Annotated in this window: 14 protein-coding genes and 2 tRNA genes; 14 read left to right on the forward strand and 2 right to left on the reverse strand. The window is 61.9% G+C overall.

Features of this window, described 5'->3' with window-relative positions:
• Window positions 1–15: 15 nt before the first annotated feature.
• From serS to ppc, 11 genes are all read left to right on the forward strand, one after another.
• Entirely contained in the window at window positions 16–1275 is a 1260-nt protein-coding gene (gene serS / locus DEHOM01_RS03105) for a serine--tRNA ligase (RefSeq protein WP_061211461.1), read from the forward strand.
• Entirely contained in the window at window positions 1272–2150 is an 879-nt protein-coding gene (locus DEHOM01_RS03110; protein WP_061211462.1) for an HAD-IIB family hydrolase, read from the forward strand. Before serS ends, DEHOM01_RS03110 begins: the two co-directional genes overlap by 4 nt.
• 59 nt (window positions 2151–2209) lie before the next feature.
• Window positions 2210–2297: transfer RNA gene (locus DEHOM01_RS03115), tRNA-Ser, on the forward strand.
• Between the two features lie 134 nt (window positions 2298–2431).
• Window positions 2432–2911 carry a peroxiredoxin gene (locus DEHOM01_RS03120; protein ID WP_061211463.1) on the forward strand — a complete coding sequence of 160 codons (480 nt, stop codon included), beginning with the start codon at window positions 2432–2434 and terminating at the stop codon, window positions 2909–2911.
• A gap of 134 nt (window positions 2912–3045) precedes the next feature.
• Window positions 3046–3696 carry a hypothetical protein gene (locus tag DEHOM01_RS03125; protein ID WP_061211464.1) on the forward strand — a complete coding sequence of 217 codons (651 nt, stop codon included), beginning with the start codon at window positions 3046–3048 and terminating at the stop codon, window positions 3694–3696.
• 256 nt (window positions 3697–3952) lie between these two features.
• The gene (locus DEHOM01_RS03130) at window positions 3953–4657 is read left to right on the forward strand and encodes a hypothetical protein (protein ID WP_061211465.1); all 705 of its coding nucleotides are present in this window, start codon (window positions 3953–3955) and stop codon (window positions 4655–4657) included.
• 276 nt (window positions 4658–4933) lie between these two features.
• Window positions 4934–5686: a hypothetical protein gene (locus DEHOM01_RS03135; RefSeq protein WP_061211466.1), complete on the forward strand. Its 753-nt coding sequence runs from the start codon at window positions 4934–4936 to the stop codon at window positions 5684–5686.
• Window positions 5687–5738: 52 nt separating this feature from the next.
• On the forward strand, window positions 5739–6407 hold the full coding sequence (locus DEHOM01_RS03140) for a hypothetical protein (RefSeq protein ID WP_061211467.1): 669 nt from the start codon (window positions 5739–5741) through the stop codon (window positions 6405–6407).
• 54 nt (window positions 6408–6461) lie between these two features.
• Window positions 6462–7139 carry a hypothetical protein gene (locus DEHOM01_RS03145; protein ID WP_061211468.1) on the forward strand — a complete coding sequence of 226 codons (678 nt, stop codon included), beginning with the start codon at window positions 6462–6464 and terminating at the stop codon, window positions 7137–7139.
• A gap of 89 nt (window positions 7140–7228) precedes the next feature.
• Window positions 7229–7318, forward strand: a tRNA-Ser gene (locus DEHOM01_RS03150).
• 320 nt (window positions 7319–7638) lie between these two features.
• Window positions 7639–10440: a phosphoenolpyruvate carboxylase gene (gene ppc, locus DEHOM01_RS03155; protein WP_061211638.1), complete on the forward strand. Its 2802-nt coding sequence runs from the start codon at window positions 7639–7641 to the stop codon at window positions 10438–10440.
• An 85-nt stretch (window positions 10441–10525) separates the two neighbouring features.
• On the opposite strand, the gene DEHOM01_RS03160 is transcribed toward ppc, so the two are convergent.
• Together DEHOM01_RS03160 and DEHOM01_RS03165 are read right to left on the reverse strand one after the other, a co-directional pair.
• A complete protein-coding gene (locus DEHOM01_RS03160) occupies window positions 10526–11431 on the reverse strand; it encodes a formate/nitrite transporter family protein (RefSeq protein WP_061211469.1) in 906 nt (301 codons plus the stop codon).
• A 101-nt stretch (window positions 11432–11532) separates the two neighbouring features.
• Window positions 11533–13791: an HAD-IB family hydrolase gene (locus DEHOM01_RS03165; protein WP_061211470.1), complete on the reverse strand. Its 2259-nt coding sequence runs from the start codon at window positions 13789–13791 to the stop codon at window positions 11533–11535.
• Between the two features lie 83 nt (window positions 13792–13874).
• Here DEHOM01_RS03165 and DEHOM01_RS03170 point away from each other — a divergent pair, with 83 nt between their 5' ends.
• From DEHOM01_RS03170 to DEHOM01_RS03180, 3 genes are read left to right on the forward strand one after another with little or no spacing between them, the layout of a single operon-like run.
• On the forward strand, window positions 13875–14693 hold the full coding sequence (locus DEHOM01_RS03170; RefSeq protein WP_061211471.1) for an SDR family NAD(P)-dependent oxidoreductase: 819 nt from the start codon (window positions 13875–13877) through the stop codon (window positions 14691–14693).
• Entirely contained in the window at window positions 14690–15400 is a 711-nt protein-coding gene (locus DEHOM01_RS03175) for a lysophospholipid acyltransferase family protein (protein WP_061211472.1), read from the forward strand. Before DEHOM01_RS03170 ends, DEHOM01_RS03175 begins: the two co-directional genes overlap by 4 nt.
• Window positions 15397–17100: an FAD-binding oxidoreductase gene (locus DEHOM01_RS03180; protein WP_061211473.1), complete on the forward strand. Its 1704-nt coding sequence runs from the start codon at window positions 15397–15399 to the stop codon at window positions 17098–17100. Before DEHOM01_RS03175 ends, DEHOM01_RS03180 begins: the two co-directional genes overlap by 4 nt.
• The last annotated feature ends 262 nt before the right edge of the window (window positions 17101–17362 follow it).

Genomic DNA, 17362 nt, shown 5'->3' on the forward strand with positions numbered 1-17362 from the left:
TGTACCCTGGAAAACATGATCGATCTGCGATTGCTCCGTGAGAACCCCGAACGCGTGCGCGAGGCCCAAAAAGCGCGTCGCCGCGACCCCAAAACTGTTGACGCCGTGCTCGAAGCCGACCAGGCCTGGCGTGAGGCCACGCAGTCGTTTGAGTCGCTGCGTGCCGAACAGAAATCCTTCGGCAAGAAGGTCGCCCAGGCCAAGGGTGAGGAAAAGCAGGCTCTCGTTGCCGAAGCGAAAGAGCTGAGTCAGAAGGTCAAGGACCTCGAGCAGCGCGCAGGCGAAGCTGAGGAGGCGCGCGAGAAGGCGCTGCGTGCGATCCCCAACATCGCGGAAGGCGCCCCCGAAGGGCTCGAAGAGGACTTTGAGGTCCGCGAGACCCACGGCGAGATCCCGAGCTTCGACTTTGACGTGCGCGATCACCTCGACATCGCCGAGAAGCTCAAGGCGATCGACATGCAGCGTGGCGCGAAAGTTTCCGGCTCGCGTTTCTACTTCCTCACCGGGGTGGGTGCGCAACTTGAGCTCGCGATCCTCAACGCCGCACTCGACAAGGCAACCCGTGCGGGCTTCACGCCCGTCATCACGCCCACCCTCGTTCTTCCTGAAACGATGGATGGCACCGGCTTCCTCGGTGAACACGCCGATGAGGTCTACCACCTCGACAAGGACGACGACCTCTACCTCGTCGGCACGAGCGAGGTCGCGCTCGCGGGCTATCACCGCGACGAAGTTCTCGACCTCGACAATGGGCCCCTGCGCTACGCCGGGTGGAGCGCGTGCTACCGCCGCGAGGCGGGCAGCTACGGCAAGGACACGCGCGGCATCATCCGCGTCCACCAGTTCCACAAGGTCGAGATGTTCTCGTACTGCAAGCTCGAGGACTCCTACGAAGAACACGAGAGGCTCCTCGACATGGAGCGCGAGATGATGGCGCTCATCGATGTGCCCTACCGCGTGATCGATACCGCCGCGGGCGACCTCGGCACATCCGCCGCCCGCAAGTTTGACTGCGAGGCGTGGGTGCCGAGCCAGAACACGTACCGCGAGCTCACGTCCACGTCGAACTGCACGCAGTTCCAGGCGCGCCGCCTCAACATCCGCGAGCGAGTGGACGGGGCGCTCCGCCCAGTCGCGACCCTCAACGGCACTCTTGGCACGACCCGCTTCATCGTCGCGCTGCTCGAGAATCACCAGCAGGCCGACGGCAGCGTCGTGGTTCCCGAGGGGCTGCGTCCCTACCTTGGCGGCCGCGAAATCTTCGAGGTTCGATGAGTCCCGCGCGCAGCACCAAGGGCTTTGACGAGGCGCACCTTCGCGCTCTGCTCGAGCCTCTCGCGGGGCACCGGGCCCTGATTGGCCTCGACGTGGACGGCACCCTCGTTGACCACGCCGGCATCATGGACCCGCGGGTGAAGAAGGCGCTTCACGCGGTGCGCGAGGCTGGCCACCACATCGTGATCGCGACGGGCCGTTCGCTCAACACGACCCTCCCGATCGTGCGTGTGGCGGGCGTGTCAGACGGTTGGTCGGTGAGCGCGAACGGTGCCGTGACCACGAAAATTACCGGGGCTGGCGACGACGACTACAAGATTGTCGAGACCGTTACTTTTGACCCCGAGCCCGCGCTACGCGCGATGTATCAGGCCGTCCCCACGGCGCGATTCGCGATTGAGAGGGCGAGCGGTGGCTTTATAGGGACCGAAAGCTTCGACGATCTCGACTTCGGCATCCAAGCGGAGCCTGCGAGTATCGAGGAGCTTTTCGGGGCGAAAGAGGTCGTGCGCGTCGTCGTGACAGCACCCGATATTCCCCTCGATGAGTTCGCGCGCATCGTCGAGCGCGCCGGCGTGAGCGGCTGTGAATACGCCGTGGGCTGGTCGAGCTGGCTCGACATGTCAGCGCCCGGCACGACGAAGGCCAGCGCGCTTGAAGCGTTGCGCGAGCGCCTTGGCGTGGATCCCGAGCACACCGTGACAGTTGGGGATGGCTCGAACGATGTGGAAATGCTCGACTGGGCAGCCGTCGGCGTGGCAATGGGTCAGGCGAGCGAGCGCGTGAAGTCGTACGCCGACGCCGAGACCCTCAGCATTGACGAGCACGGCGCGGAGCTCGTGCTGCGCCACCTTCTCTCTGCTGACTCCCGCTAATTTTCTCCAGCCCGATAGCGCGTCGGGTAGGATGTACGGGCGCCTCGCAAGCGGCGCAAGGAGAGTTGACAGAGCGGCCGAATGTGGCGGTCTTGAAAACCGCTGTGCAGCAACCCTGCACCAAGGGTTCAAATCCCTTACTCTCCGCACTAGAGCACACGGGCTTGCCGTGTGCTGTTCCCCGTCTTCGACGTGCTGGGCACGTCGAGGACGGGGTTTTGTATTCTCTGCCGCGTATATACGTACGATCGAGAGAGTCGAGCCCCACTAAGGAGACAATCATGAACGTCAAACTCGCTCCGGGCGATAAGGCCCCCGACTTCGACCTCCCGCTCGTTGGTGGTGGTCGAATCACGCTCGCTGACCTCGCCGGCGAAAGTGCCCTCATCTGGTTCTACCCCGCCGCCGGAACCTCGCTGTGCACGCGTCAGGCGCGCGACCTTCGAGATCATGCCGAAGAACTCACTGCGAACGGTGCCCGCATTCTCGGCATTTCCCCCGACCCGATTGACAAGGTCGAGGAATTCGTGGAAAAAGAAAATCTTCCTTTTGCGATGGCCGCAGATGAGGACCATGCCGTCATGGAGGCGTACGGCGCTTGGGGCGAAAAGAATATGTACGGCGTGAAGAAGATGGGCGTGATCCGCTCGAGCTTCGTTATCGATGCTCATGGCGTGCTCACCGCAGTGAAGTATCGCGTTGGCACCCCGAAACACGTGGAGTTTGTGCGCAAAGCTTTGAACCTCGATGCGCAAATGTGACGGCCCTCCCTAAACCTGAGAATTTCCGTCAGTAGGTGGTGCTACGTTAGTCCGCGTTCCTTTGTGGGCCTCAAGGGCTCTGCGAAGGGCGAGACCCTTGGGCTGCTGGCCCTGACCAACACGAAAGGTTGACGATGTCTACTTTCATGCGTAAGAACCGTTCGGTCTCCATCATCGCTGCTGCCGGCGTGCTCGCTTTCGGCCTCGCAGGTTGTGGCGCCTCCAACGACGCGAAGAAGGATGATTCCGCTTCGAAGGAGACCACGACCGCTTCAGAGACCAAGGAGGACTCGACGTCGAGCGAGAGCTCAGCCTCGTCCTCGGATGAGAGCTCGGACTCCGGCAGCGGTGCTGTCACGGGAGACGACGTCGGTTCGAGCGTTCACGGGACGCCCGTGGAGCTTGACGAAACCCCCTTCACGGAAGAAGACAAGAAGAAGGGCGCACAGGTCGTGGCCGACTTCTTCACCAGTTCGCTCGATAAGAAGTTCGAAGATACGTGCACGAACATGGTGGCGAGGAACGGGGACGCCTACGAGCGCATGGATACCCCTGAGATCCGCGAACAGTGCGCTGCTCAGAACGAGCGAGTCCTCTCCAGCATGGGTATCTCCGAGGATCAGGCTGAGCAGATTAAGCAGGTGATGAAGCCCGAAAACCTCGAGATCCAGCCGAACGACGACGGTACTGCCAAGGTTTTGTTCCAGGGCCAGGATCTCGGCATCTCGCTCCTCAAGGTGAAGGGCGTGGGTCCGCTCGTCGACATGAGGAATCTGCCTTCCTGATTCTCTCCATGGTTCGGGTCGGTCACCCGCTCTGAGGTGAGAGACGAGTAAAGCTTGGGAGGCTCGGTAGTGTTGTCTACCGGGCCTCCTTCGCTTTTTAACGGCGACGGTTCGCTATGTGCGGGTGGCCGCCGAGGTTGCGCAGGATGGAAATACTGTGCGTGTGGTGCTCGAGGAACGTGCCAGGAACGCCCGTTACGCTTCGTCTGCGACACCACCCGGTGCGCTCCGCACCTCATTCATGAGAGGGGTTCCCATGACCAAGACAATCCGTATGACCCGATCGCTCTCCACTGTTGCTGCCGTTGGCGTGCTCGCCTTTGGCCTCGCGGGCTGTGGAGCCTTCTCCTTAACGAAGGAGGATGAATCCGACACGAAGGAGACCACGACCGCTTCAGAAGCCAAGGAGGACTCGACAAACGAGGAGGACTCGACAACCGAGGAGGACTCGGCAAACGAGGAGGACTCGAAGTCGGACGAGAGCTCACCCTCAGCCTCGGATGAGGCCTCGGACGGCGACAACGGCGCTGTCACGGGAGACGACATCCAATCGAGCATTCACGGGACGCCGGTGGAGCTTGACGAAACCCCCTTCACGGAGGAAGACAAAAAGAAGGGCGCACAGGTTGTGGCCGACGCCCTGACCAGCTCGTTCGATAAGAAGTTCGAGGACGCGTGCTCGGACATGGTGATGAGGAACGGGAACGCCTACGAGCGCATGGATACCGATGAGGTCCGCGAGCTGTGCGCTGCCCAGAGCGAGCGGCTCCTCTCCAGCCAGGGCGTCACCGACGAGCAGGCTGAGCAGATTAAGCAGTTGATCACGCCAGACATCATCGAGATTCAGCCGAACGGGGACGGCACTGCCAAGGTTTTGATCCAGGGCCAGGAATTTGGCGTCTCGCTCGTCAAGGTGAAGGGCGCAGGCCCGCTCCTCGACTTGAGGAATATGCCTTCCTGATCGCCTCCACGGTTCGGGGCGATCCCCCCGAGTTGAGGCGAGAAAAAGAGTGAAGCTTTGGAGGCTCGGTAGTTTCGTCTACCGAGCCACCTTCAACTTTTAACGGCGCCAGTTCGCTATGTGCGGGTGGCCGCCGAGGTTGCGCAGGCTGGAAATACTGTGGGTGTGGTGGTCGAGGAATATGCCAGGAACGCCCGTTACTTTAGTCCTACGACACCACCTGGCGTGCTCCGCGCCTCATTCATGTGAGAGGTTCCCATGACCAAGACATTCCGTATGACACGTTCGGTCTCCGCTGTTGCCGCCGCGGGATTTCTCGTTTTCGGCGCAGTCGGCTGTGGCGCCATGAAGACATCCAAGGATGAGGAGACGTCCGCATCCTCCTCTTCAGAGGCAACTTCATCGGAGTCGCCCTCCTCCAGCGACAATTCGAATCCAGCCGACGAACCGTCGGATTCAGGTAGTGAAACTCCGGATTCGGTCGATGGGCCCACGACACCGTCGACCGATGAAACAACACCTTCGACCCCGGCGAAACCCGGCGAGGACCCTACGGGTACCGTTGCCCCAAAGGGCGGTACTCCAGCGGTCAAGGGCGATCCAGTCGAGGTTGACCCCACTCCTCTTACCGAGGCGGAGAAGGAAAAGGGCAAGCAGATGATGGCCGACTTCTTTGTCGCGATCTCAACGTCCGGGGATTTCTCTTCACTTTGTGACATTGCCGTTTTCAAGGACCCTTCCGGAACCCCCTACCGCATGGACAAGAAGCCAGAAATGCGTGAGAAGTGTGCTGAACTCGTGGGGCAGATCGCCGGTGCTGGCGGCGCTGGTCAAGGAGGAAGCGGAGTCTCCGAGGAGCAAGCCAAATCGTTGTTTGACCCCGCCACGTTCGAACTGAAGGACAACGGCGACGGTTCCTTTGCCCTGTCTATGAAAGGCCAATCCCTTGGCTTCAGTATCCTCAAGATCAAGGATGGCGGGGTTCGCGTTGTAGCAGACCAGGTCGATCTCTCTGGCCAGCCGAACTAGATTCTTGGGAAAACGCGGTGAACTCGACGAGATAGTACAGAAGGAGAGCCAGATGAAAGTTAAGAATCGTATTTCTCGAACCATCGCAGTAGCAGTCGCGACTAGCGCACTGGCTGCAAGCGTCGCGTCGTGCGGAGCCCTGAATGTAGAAGGCAGAGACGAAAAGGACGCAACCTCGTCCTCGTCGGCCGCGACGCCAGGCACGCCTGCCGAAAGCGCGAGCGACAGTGAGGCTGATGACTCTCGCGGCGCCACCGATCCCGCCGACAAACAGTCGCCGACCTCCTCAAACGGTAGCGATGCCGGGTCGCGGAAAGAGATTCCCGAAAACGCACACGCAAAGCTCGATCCCACACCTCTCACCGCTGAAGAGATGAAGAAAGGTCAGCAGCTCCCGCAGGACCTCGTCTTGAAACTTTTCGAGGGGGAGTATGAGCAAGCGTGCGGCATGCTCGTGTTCGCGAAAAATGGCGACCTGTTGCGAGCTGATGTCCCCGAGCTCAAATCTCTGTGTGCGCAAGAGCTAGAGGAGAACATACAGAAGGGCGAGATCTCCTCGATGCCCAAAGAGAAGATCATGGAAGATTCGGACCCCAAACGCTTCACGCTCCACGACAATGGCGACGGAACTGCAACCTACGAGCGCGATGGCGAGGTCAGCGGCGAGAAACTCGTACGGCTTGACGACGGTAGTCTGCGTATCCTGATCGAGGGTTTCTAAAGCTTTTCGGCGCCCCACGTGGTCCTGACTCCTCACCGATACGGAGGCGAAACGATGAACCCCGCCCGGAGAACCCGTCCTCTATCCACTGCTCTTGCTGCGGTTCTCGTGGCGGGGACGCTCACCGGGTGTGGCGCCATCCTTTCCTCGCGAGGTGGCAGTGAGCCGTCGAGCTCGGCGAGCACGTCGAGCGAGCAACCGTCGGAATCCTCGAAGCCCGCCCCCACACCGGGAGCCGGGGAGACGACCTCGACACCTGCGCCTAAGCAGCTAAACCCGAGTGGGGGTCCCGCTCCCAAACCCGCGCCGAACCCTGCGCCCGCGCCGGCCACGCAAGATCCAGCCGACGGAGGTGGCGCGACCTTCAAGCTCAGCCCGACGCCCTTCACGGAGGAGGAAAAGCAGCAGGCCGTAAAAGTCACCGCGGCGTACATCCAGGCGCGCATGGAAAGCAACTGGCAGGTGGCGTGCGAGCTGGCGGCCGCCGAGAGTAACGGGTCCTACTTTGTGCTCGAGAGCCAAATTGAGAAGGACGCATGCATACGCGCCGCGAATCAGAACGTTCCGCCCGTGGATCCGGCCAAGGCACAATCCATCAGACAGGCCCTCGACGGGGCTGCCTTTACCGTCGACGACCACGGCGACGGAACCGCGGAAGTGAAAAGTAAGGAGCTCGGTATGGGCTTAACCGTCGTGAAGCTTGAAAGCAAGGGTATCTACGTCAGACCGTGACCTTCGCCCCCACGCAATGTGGCGCGTACCGCGAAAAATTTGAGCCCCTCGACGAAGTTCGGTAGGCTGACTCAGCGCCGTGCGCGCAAGGAGACGTGGCAGAGTGGCCGAATGCGCTCCCCTGCTAAGGGAGTAGGCGGTGTAGAGCCGCCTCGGAGGTTCAAATCCTCTCGTCTCCGCGGATGGGATGTTCCCCCGCCCGCTTTAACGCGGGTGGGGGAACATCTTTTAACCTTTGCCGCGTTGATTTTTCACGTTGCGTCGCACAGGTAACGAACGCTCTGGACGGCCGCGTAACACTCGCTGCAATGCGTGGCGGATGCGGTTCAACCCCGTGGATGCAGGTGGGACACGTGTGGGAGTAGACTGGCCCCGGCTCATTCGGCGCTGATGGGGAACCGCGGGCGCCGCGCCGGTGTTTTCGGTTCGCCACGGGTGCCACCCGCTTCCAAACGAGAGGTCTCAGGTGCGCGAACAGCACGACGATAGCCTTCACAACGTGCCCACGTTGACGGCCGAATTCCCGGTGGTGGGCGATGACCCGCTCATTGACGCGCCGCTTCGCGCGACTGTGCGTCGGCTTTCCACGCTCCTCGGTGAAACGCTCGCCGATCAGCACGGCCAAGAACTCCTCGACTTGGTTGAGGAGGTGCGCCAACTTGCGAAGCAATCGAAGCAGTCGAAATCGGCCGAGGACACGATGCGCGTGCAGCGCCGCCTCGCGGAACTGCCCATCGAGCAGGCGACGGAACTCACCCGCGCATTCACGCAGTACTTCTTGCTCGCGAATGCCGCCGAGCAGACCTATCGCGTGCGAGAACTGCAGGGGCAGAACGAAAACGATTCGTGGATCCCTCGCACGGTGCGGTCGATTGCAGAAGAAGCCGGGGCCGAGGAGCTTCAGCGCACGGTCGATGAACTCGATGTGCGCCTTGTCTTCACGGCCCACCCCACCGAAGCATCGCGCCGCGCGGTTCTCACGAAGCTGCGTCGCGTGTCCACCCTCCTCGAAACCGACACCGACGAAGGCACGCGTGCGCGTAAAAAGCAGGATCGCGACCTTGCAGAGACGATCGAGGCGCTCTGGCAGACTGACGAGCTGCGTCGCACCCAGCCAACGCCCCAAGATGAGGCGCGCAACGCCATCTTCTACTTGCGTTCTCTCTACCTCCACACTCTCCCCGAGGTCCTCGACGCTCTTCGCCACGAACTGCGCGACTACGGCGCGGATCTTCCCGTGAGGAAGGTGCCGCTGCGTTTCGGCTCCTGGATTGGCGGCGATCGCGATGGCAACCCGTACGTGACGGCCGATGTCACGCGCGAAGTCCTCAAACTTCAGGCCGATGCCGCGATCGATATCGCCGAGGCGTTCCTCGATTCGCTCACGCTTGAACTGTCGATGAGCTCAACCCTCATCGGCGAAGACCAGGAGTTCAACGAGAGTCTCAAGAAGGATCAAGAGGCCCTCGCGTTTGTCCCTGAGAAACAGTTCGAGCTCTTCGCCCACGAGCCCTACCGGCTCAAGCTGTTCTCGATGCGAGCGAAACTCGCGGCAACACGCAAGCGCATCCACAATGGCGAGGCGCACGAGCCCGGCGTCGACTATCTCACGGGTGCGGAGCTCCAGGACGACTTCGAAGAGCTGCGCGCATCACTTCGTACCCACCGCGGTGACCTCATGGCCGACGGTTCGGTAGCCCTCGCGCAGTCCGTTCTCGCTGGCAGCGGTCTCAACCTCGCCATCATGGACGTGCGTGAGCACGCCGAAAAACATCATGACCTGCTCGCGGAGATGTTCGACCGCGTGGGCGAACTCGACAAGGCCTATGGGGAGCTCACGCGCGAAGAGCGCACGAAGGTGCTCTCCTCCGAGCTTGCGTCGAAGCGGCCACTCGCCAGCGCGCAGCTACTCGGCGAGGAATCACCGCTCGATCCCTCGGTGCAGAACACGTTCAACGTGTTCCGCGAAATCCGCACGGCACAGCGTACGTACGGCCCCGATGTCATCCAGACCTATATCGTCTCGATGACCCGCGGCGCCGACGACATCCTTGCCGTGGCACTGCTCGCGCGCGAAGCCGGACTCGTGAACCTTGCAGGCGACGAACCCCGCGCAGACATCGGCTTTAGCCCGCTCCTCGAAACTGTCGAAGAGCTTCGCCACGCCGGCGAGATCCTCGACGAACTTCTCAGTGACCCGAGCTACCGCGAGATCGTGCGCCTTCGCGGCGATCGTCACGAGATCATGCTCGGCTATTCCGATTCGAACAAGGAATCGGGCGTCATCACGAGCCAATGGGAGATCCATCAGGCGCAGCGTCGCCTTCGCGATGTTGCCGCCAAACACAACGTGACCCTACGCCTGTTCCACGGTCGCGGGGGAAGCGTCGGACGCGGCGGTGGCCCCACGTATGACGCGATCCTGGCCCAGCCCTACGGTGTTCTCGAGGGTGAAATCAAGTTCACCGAACAGGGCGAGGTCATCTCCGATAAATACATGCTGCCCGTGCTCGCACGCGAAAACCTCGACCTTTCGCTCGCGGCGGTCATGCAGGGCTCGGCTCTGCACCGAAAGCCCCGCACGAGCCCTGAGGATCTGGAGCGCTTCGGCACGGTGATGGAAAGTCTTTCCGACGCCTCCTTCGCGCGCTATCGCACCCTCATTGACGATCCCGACCTGCCCGAGTACTTCGTGGCCTCCACGCCCGTGGAGCAGCTTGGTGACTTGAAGATCGGCTCGCGCCCCTCTAAGCGAACGACGAGCGAGAAGGGCCTCGACGGTTTGCGCGCGATTCCGTGGGTGTTCGGTTGGACGCAGTCCCGCCAGATCGTCCCCGGATGGTTCGGCGCGGGCTCAGGCCTCAAGGCCGCGCGCGAGGCCGGCTACGAGGGCGATCTCAAGGAGATGTACGAGAACTGGCACTTCTTCCGCACCGTCATTTCGAATGTGGAAATGACGCTCGCGAAGACCGACATGGGCATCGCTTCGCACTATGTGCATTCGCTCGTGCCGACGCGCCTGTGGCACCTGTTCGAGACGATCCGCGAGGAGTACGAGCTCACGGTCGCGGAGATCGAACGCCTCACTGGCGTTCTCAATCTTCTCGACAACTCGCCCGTGCTCAAGAGGACCCTCGAGGTGCGTGACCGCTACCTCGACCCGATTAGCTACATGCAGGTCGCGATGCTGCAGCGTGTGCGCGATTCGCACGAACGAGGCATCGAGATTACGGATGCGGAAAAGCGTGCTCTGCTGACGACGATCAACGGGGTTGCCGCTGGTTTGAAGAACACCGGCTGATTCGCCGCTGCACGGTCAACGTGAAGGCCCGGCCCCTCGATGTGAGGGAGCCGGGCCTTTGACTGTTGGCGAGGAAGGTGCGCCGTTACTTGGCGGCGACAGCGGCTTCGCGCTCGGCCTTGATGGCATCCTTGCGGTAGGCCACCCAGAAGTAGCAGCCCACGCACAGGGCGCCACCGATGATGTTGCCGAGGGTCACGGGGAGGAGGTTGCCGAGGATGATCTTGTCCCAGCTGATCATGTCGAAGTCCGCGGCAGTGACGCCGGCGTTCGTGACGGCTTCACCAGCCCAGAAGGCATCCGCGCCGAAGGTCTTGATGAGCCAGCCCATGGGAAGCATGAACATGTTCGCGACCGAGTGCTCGAAGCCGGTGGACACGAAGATCACGAGCGGTACGACGATGGCGAGGCCCTTGTCGAGGAACGAGCGACCCGCGAAGGTGAGCCACACGGCCATGCACACGAGGAAGTTACAGAGAATACCGAGAACGAAAGCGTTGCCCCAGTCGAGCGAGAGCTTGCCCTTCGTGACGTTGAGGACGATGAGGCCCCACGCGCTCTTGTTCGTGGCGGGGGTGTTGGCGAGGAACACGAGGATCGCGATCGTCACCGAACCGATGAAGTTTGCGACGTAGGAGAGGCCCCAGTGGCGGAGCAGCTGGCCGGCGGTAATGCGCTTGGACAGGAGCGGCATGATGTTGAGGGTCGTACCAGTGAAGAGGTCCGAGCCGGAGTTGATGACCATGATGAGGCCGGTCGCGAAGAACGCGCCACCGATCATCTTCGTGATGCCGAGCGGCCACTCGCCGGGAGCGCCCTGCTGAGTGGTGACGAACATGATGAAGCCAAACGCAATGTAGGCGCCGCCGGTGAGGCCGAGCCAGAAAATCTTCCAGGCCGGCATCGTGGCCTTCGCGTACATGCCGTCTTCAAGTGCCTTCGCCATGGCAGGCGCAGGCGGAATATTGAGCTTATTTGCGAGGTCGTCCACGGGACGTCTCCTTTAGGGATCAGGGGTAAAGGGACCTTTGGCGCATTAAGCGCCTTGGGTCTAGCCTACGCCTTCGCCCCAGCTTTAGTGGAAATTGGCGGCTATTTCCACTCGACGATTGGCCAGCGGTTCTTCTTCGCCTCGGCGTACAGACCCAGGTCGGGCGAGATCGCCGTGGGGTTCCCGAGCACACCGAGCCAGGCGGCGTCGGCATGCGAATCACCGTAACCGTAGGAGTGAGCGAGATCGAAGTTCCCGTTTTGCGCGTACTTCTTTAGCCAATTTGCGCGGGCCTCGCCGACCACCGGGGGAGTGGCGAGGTAGCCCGTGAGGACGCCGTTTTCTTCGTGCATGTGGGTTGCCACGACCTCGTCGAAGAGATCCGCGAGGGGCTCCACCAGGATGTCGAGGGCCCCCGTGATGAGGATCGTGCGGTGCCCGGCGGCGCGGTGTTCCTTGAGGCGTTCGAGTGCCTGGGCTTTAATCTGGCCGCGAACCTTCTCGCCGAGTTCACCCGCGAGAACCTCCTGGAGTTCTGCCGTGGTGAAACCGCGGTAGCGGCGCATGACGCTTCGAATGAACTCCGAGCGCGAGTGCTGCTCATTGCGCAGGTACTGGGGGAGCGCCCCCGCGAGCTTGACGACTTCCTTTGCGCCACCGGCGCTTGAACGGGTTTCCTTCACGATCGCGAGATACTGCTGCACGATGTTCTGCGCGATCACGGTGCCGTCGAGGTCAAACACGGCGAGAGTGTCGCTCGAGGCGGTCAGCTCACTCGGCTTGTGTTCGGCTCGAGCCTTGCGGGCTGCCTTTTGGCGTGAGTAGGCGTTCGTAAGCTCGGTGACAGCGGGCAGGTGGTGATCGCGGAAGTACGAGGTCCAGTCGAGATCAGTGATGTCGAAGTCGTACTTCTCGAGGAAGTCCTTGGGCAGCGATGCGCGCAGCGCGCGCGTGTTTGCGTCGTCAAAGACCATTTCGGTCTTCGTGTACGCCTTGTAGAGACCCATGAACTTCTTGAGGGTGTCGAGGGCGGAGGAGTTCTTGTGGAGCTTGCCTGCCCAGGAGCGGGTAGTGCGAGTGCCGGGGAGGCGTCCGACGGCAACCTCGGCCGCCTTGACTGCCGTGTTTGTGGCCCAGAACTTCGCCTCTACCAAATCGACCGACGGGAAGGTCCACATGGGAACCGCAATCGGCTCGCCCTTGTCGTCCGTCAGGGGATTTTCCACGAAGTAGTCGTGGACGATGCTCACCATCTCGTGGAGGGGGAGTGGGTTCGAGTTGCCCGAGGCGACCTGGTAGTACGCCTCATCGCCCGTGCGCTCAACGTTCTGAGTTGCCAGCGCAAGGATGACACCGACGATGTGGTCGACGGGGATGATGTCGAGGATCGAATCGGGCAGGCCCGGGAACTCCGAGAGCCGACCCTTGCCGTAGGCCATGATGAGCGGGTCGGCGACCTTGTACCCGTCGATCCAGCCGGGGAAGGGGTGAGAGACAGCGGATTCGATGATGGCGGGACGTACGAAACTCAGGCGGTGGCCTGAATCGGCCCACATCTCTTCGCCAACGCGCTCGGCCATGGCCTTCGTGAACGTGTAAATGTCCGTCCAGCCAAGCGAGTTCGCGCGCTGGAGGCCGTAATCCTGCAGGCGAGCGCGCACCCACGCGCGGCGAGCGTCCTCCGCGACCGAGGCGATTGCCTTCGGGCCCATCTTTCCGCTCTTCAGCTCGGCGAGGCGCAGGTTCTTCTTGATCTGTTCGGGCGTGCGCGAGAGTGCATCGACTTCGCGTGCCGCCGCAAACGCGGCGTCGTATTCTTCGCGCCAGTTCACGTTGTGCGTGAGGCGGCCTTCACGGCACAGGCCCTTGGCGAGACCGCTCACGTACGAGGTGGACACGTGAATGACGTGGGGATCCTGGCCGCCTGGCAGCGTCTTCTTCGATTCGAGGAGAGCCTCATACAGGTTCTTCGCTCCACCCACATTCGTGGCGAAGGCTTCGTTAATGGGCGGGTCGAAGCTCACCGAGCTCGCCGAGTGCACAACGACATCAAACGTGCGCTCAAGCGGGGGGAGATTCGTCAGGTCGCCCTCGATGACGTCGGTGCGTTCCTCGAAGGCTGTGCGCACGGCATCTTCGCCTACGCGATCACTCCACGAGGTGAACGACGGCTTGCGCAGCAAGGTGGCAAGCCGCTTCTTACCCGTGAGCGTCCCCTTGGGGCGCACGATAGCCGTCACGCGAACCTCGGGGAAATGCTCGAGGAAAGCCTGGAGAACAGCCTGGCCTAGAAAGCCTGTCGCCCCCGTGAGAAGAACTTCGCGATACTTGGTATTTGCGCTGGTAGAGGGTACAGACATGCGTTTAAATCCTCGCGATCGAGCATTGGTGAAAGTACTGGGGCGCCCGCGTGGGCATGCGTGCCTAGTGTATCGTAGGGGCCATGCATAGGGCCCTCATCACCGGCGGCACCTCTGGTATTGGGGCCGCTTTCGCGCGCGAATTCGCCAAGCGGCGTGTCGACCTCGTGCTGGTCGCCCGCAACGCCGATCGTCTTTCGCGTTTCGCACAAGACCTCCGCACCCGCTACGACATCGATGTTGAAGAGATGGTGTGCGATCTCGAAGTTGTCGCAGATCGCGATCGCGTCGAAGAGCGTCTAGCCCAAGAAAGCAGCGAGCACCCGGCAGTCGACATCCTCGTGAACAACGCAGGTTTCAGCGTGCGTAGCGACATTCTCGGCGAGGACCTCTCGCTTCACGACTCGGGTATCGACGTGATGATCAGGGCCGTCTTCCACCTCTCTAATGCAGCCGGCCGCGCCATGGCTCGCCGCGGCAAAGGGTGGGTCATCAACGTGAACTCCGTTTCCGGTTATCTCCCGCAAAACAACTACTCTGCGATCAAGGCGTGGGGCAATACCTACACCGAAGCGCTCGCGGTTCGCCTCGCGGGCAGCGGTGTGCGAGTGACCTCGCTCCAGCCGGGCTGGGTTCGTACCGAGTTCCACGAGCGTGCGGGTATCTCCGGTTCTTCGATCCCCGACTTCCTGTGGCTCTCGCCGGAGCGCCTCGTGAGGGAATGCCTGCAGGATGTGGCGCGCGGAAAGCTCATCTCGGTCCCCTCAAAGCGCTTTAAGGTGCTCGCTTTCCTCGCGCGGATCGCTCCCCGGAACATCATGCATTCAATCGCGGCGTGGTTCACCAAACGGCGCAACAGCGAGAAGCCGCTTTCTCAATCCGTCACGAAGGGAAGCAAGTGAGCAGGTATCACGACCCCTCCCTTTACCGTTCGACCTGGCGCGCGTACCTTCGCGCGCTGCTCGTGCGAGTCGGATTCAAGGGCGTCGTGAAGAGCGCCGTGACGCAGAAGATCGTCGTCGATCCCGCAGTGAAAAAGGTGCGCGGTGCCTACCTGCTCGTCGCGAACCACTCGAGCCACCTCGATGCGCCTATGCTGGCGCAAGGCCTCCCCTTTACCCAGGGAAAATACCTCTCCACGGGCGTCGCGCGAGAGTACTTCTTTGACATTTGGTACCGCCGCATCTTCGTGCGAGCACTCTTCAATGCCTTCCCCATCGACCGCGACGGCTCCCGCAAGCACTCGGGCATCACGCGAACACTGCTCACCGCGGGCATTCCCGTGCTTGTTTTTCCCGAGGGGACACGGTCGAAGACGGGGAAGATGGCCGAGTTCAAACCCGGCGCTGCGTCACTCGCCATCAGCGAAAACGTGCCCGTCATTCCAGCTGCACTGATCGGTGCGCATGAAGCGATGCCCAAAGGCCGCAGCTGGCCAAAGCCGGGAAGGCCCCCGGTCGGGGTCGTCATTGGTGCGCCCCTTCGAGCTGAGGAAGGCGAAAGCGCACTCAGCTTCAACGCGAGGATTCAGGCGGCCGTCCGAACCCTTAGAGCCCACAATTACGAAGCCATCATGGGAACCCAACCACCCGAGGAGCAAGCGTCATGAACAGCCCCATTTCGGCACGCGAGGTTAAGCGACACAAGTGGTGGGGGTGGGGTCTTGACGACATCACCTTCCGCTGGGACAACAAGCCCGCTTTCCCCGGCTTCGCAAAGTCGAAGATCGGCATGGACCTTGAGAAGCTCACGCCGGCACCGGAGCCGCAACTGAGCGACTACGACGTTCCCGCGAGCCGCCTCGGCGCCGAGGACCGCGCCGCTCTCGCCGGCATTGTTGGCAAAGACAACCTTCTCGATGACGACGAGTACCGCGTCGTTCACTCTTTCGGTCGCTCCGTGATCGACCTGTTCCGCGCGCGCACCGGGGACTTTGCTCGCATCGTCGACGCCGTGATCTACCCGAAGAGCGACGATGAGGTCCAGCAGATCCTCGCCTACATCGTCGACCACGACCTCGTGGCGATCCCCTACGGCGGCGGCTCCTCGATCTCCGGATCCGTCACCCCGAACGTTGACGAGCAGCGCGCCATCATCACGATCAACCTCGGCCGTATGCGCGAGGTCATCTCGATCGACGATACCTCCGGCCTCGCCCGCGTTGAGGCCGGCGTGTACGGTCCCGATCTCGAAGAGCAGCTCAACGAGCTCGGTTGGACGATGGGGCACTTCCCCGACTCGTTCACCTATTCGACGCTCGGTGGCTGGGCCGCGACACGCTCGACCGGCATGCAGTCGGATCGCTACGGCGACATTGAGGACATCGTGCGGGGTCTCAGGGTCGTGCGCCCCGACGGCATTGTCGAGACCAAGCCGATCCCCGGCCGCGACTCCGGTTCGAGCATCCACGAAATGATTCTCGGTTCCGAAGGTCGCCTCGGCGTCATCACGGAATGCACCGTGCGCGTGCATCGCATGGCGGAAAACCGCGTCGTCATCGCGTACATGTTCCCCGATTGGGAATCCGGCATCCGCGGCATGCACGCCATTGCCCGTAGCGAAGTCCACCCCGTGTTCACGCGCCTGAGCGACGGCCCGGAGACTGCCTTCAGCCTGTCGATGCTCAAAGAGCCCAAGGATAAAAAGGGAGAAATCACCCGCAAGGTCCAGGACACCCTTTTCGCCTATCTGCGCAAAAAGGGCTGGGACACCGAGAACGAGATGTGCATGAGCTACGTGTGCTTCGAAGGCTCGAAGGCCCAGATCAGCCGCGAGCAGGCCGCAGTGAAGAAGATCGTCAAGAAGGCCGGCGGCATTACCCTCGGTGCGGGCCCCGGGGCGATCTACGATCAGAAGAAGTTCGATACCCCCTACCTTCGTGACTTCCTTCTCGGCCTCAACGTGTTCGGCGACGTCTCCGATACTGGCACCACGTGGGCACGGATTAACGAGATGCACTCGAAGGTGTATGACACGTTCTACGCGAAGCTCGATGAGCTCGGGATTCCCGGCTTCTTCTTCTGCCACATGAGCCACAGCTATCACCAGGGTGCATGTCTGTACTTCACGTTCGCCGTTCCCTATGCGAACAACGAGGTCATGCTCGAGCAGTACACGGCGATCAAGCACGCGGTGCAAAGCGAGTTCCAGAAGCACGCCGGCACTCTTTCGCACCACCACGCGGTCGGAACTGAGCACCAGCCCTGGATTGAGGAAGAGGCCGGTCCTCTCGGCGTCAAGATGATGCGTGATCTCTACGAGACTCAGGATCCGGGCAAGAACCTCAACCCCGGCAAGATCGTTTCCTGACGCTTGCCTCGCGGCCATTGAGGTTGCACGAAAACGCCGCGCCTTCGCCCATACGGGGTGGGGTGCGGCGTTTCTTTGTGGGGCGATGGGGGAGGGCAAGCGTCGGATCCCGGCCCGGCACCGCGGACCCGCCATGCACATATCGCCCGGCCCGCTGGCCACCCCTCCGGCCCGGCTCACCTCTTCCGTCCGGGCTTCTCGGCCCTTTTCCTGGTCTAGGAAACTAAACCCAACGTTTGTGGCGGTATCCGGTCGCATTCCG

The organism is Dermabacter hominis NBRC 106157 (assembly GCF_001570785.1).
GTDB classification, from domain to species: Bacteria; Actinomycetota; Actinomycetes; order Actinomycetales; family Dermabacteraceae; genus Dermabacter; species Dermabacter hominis.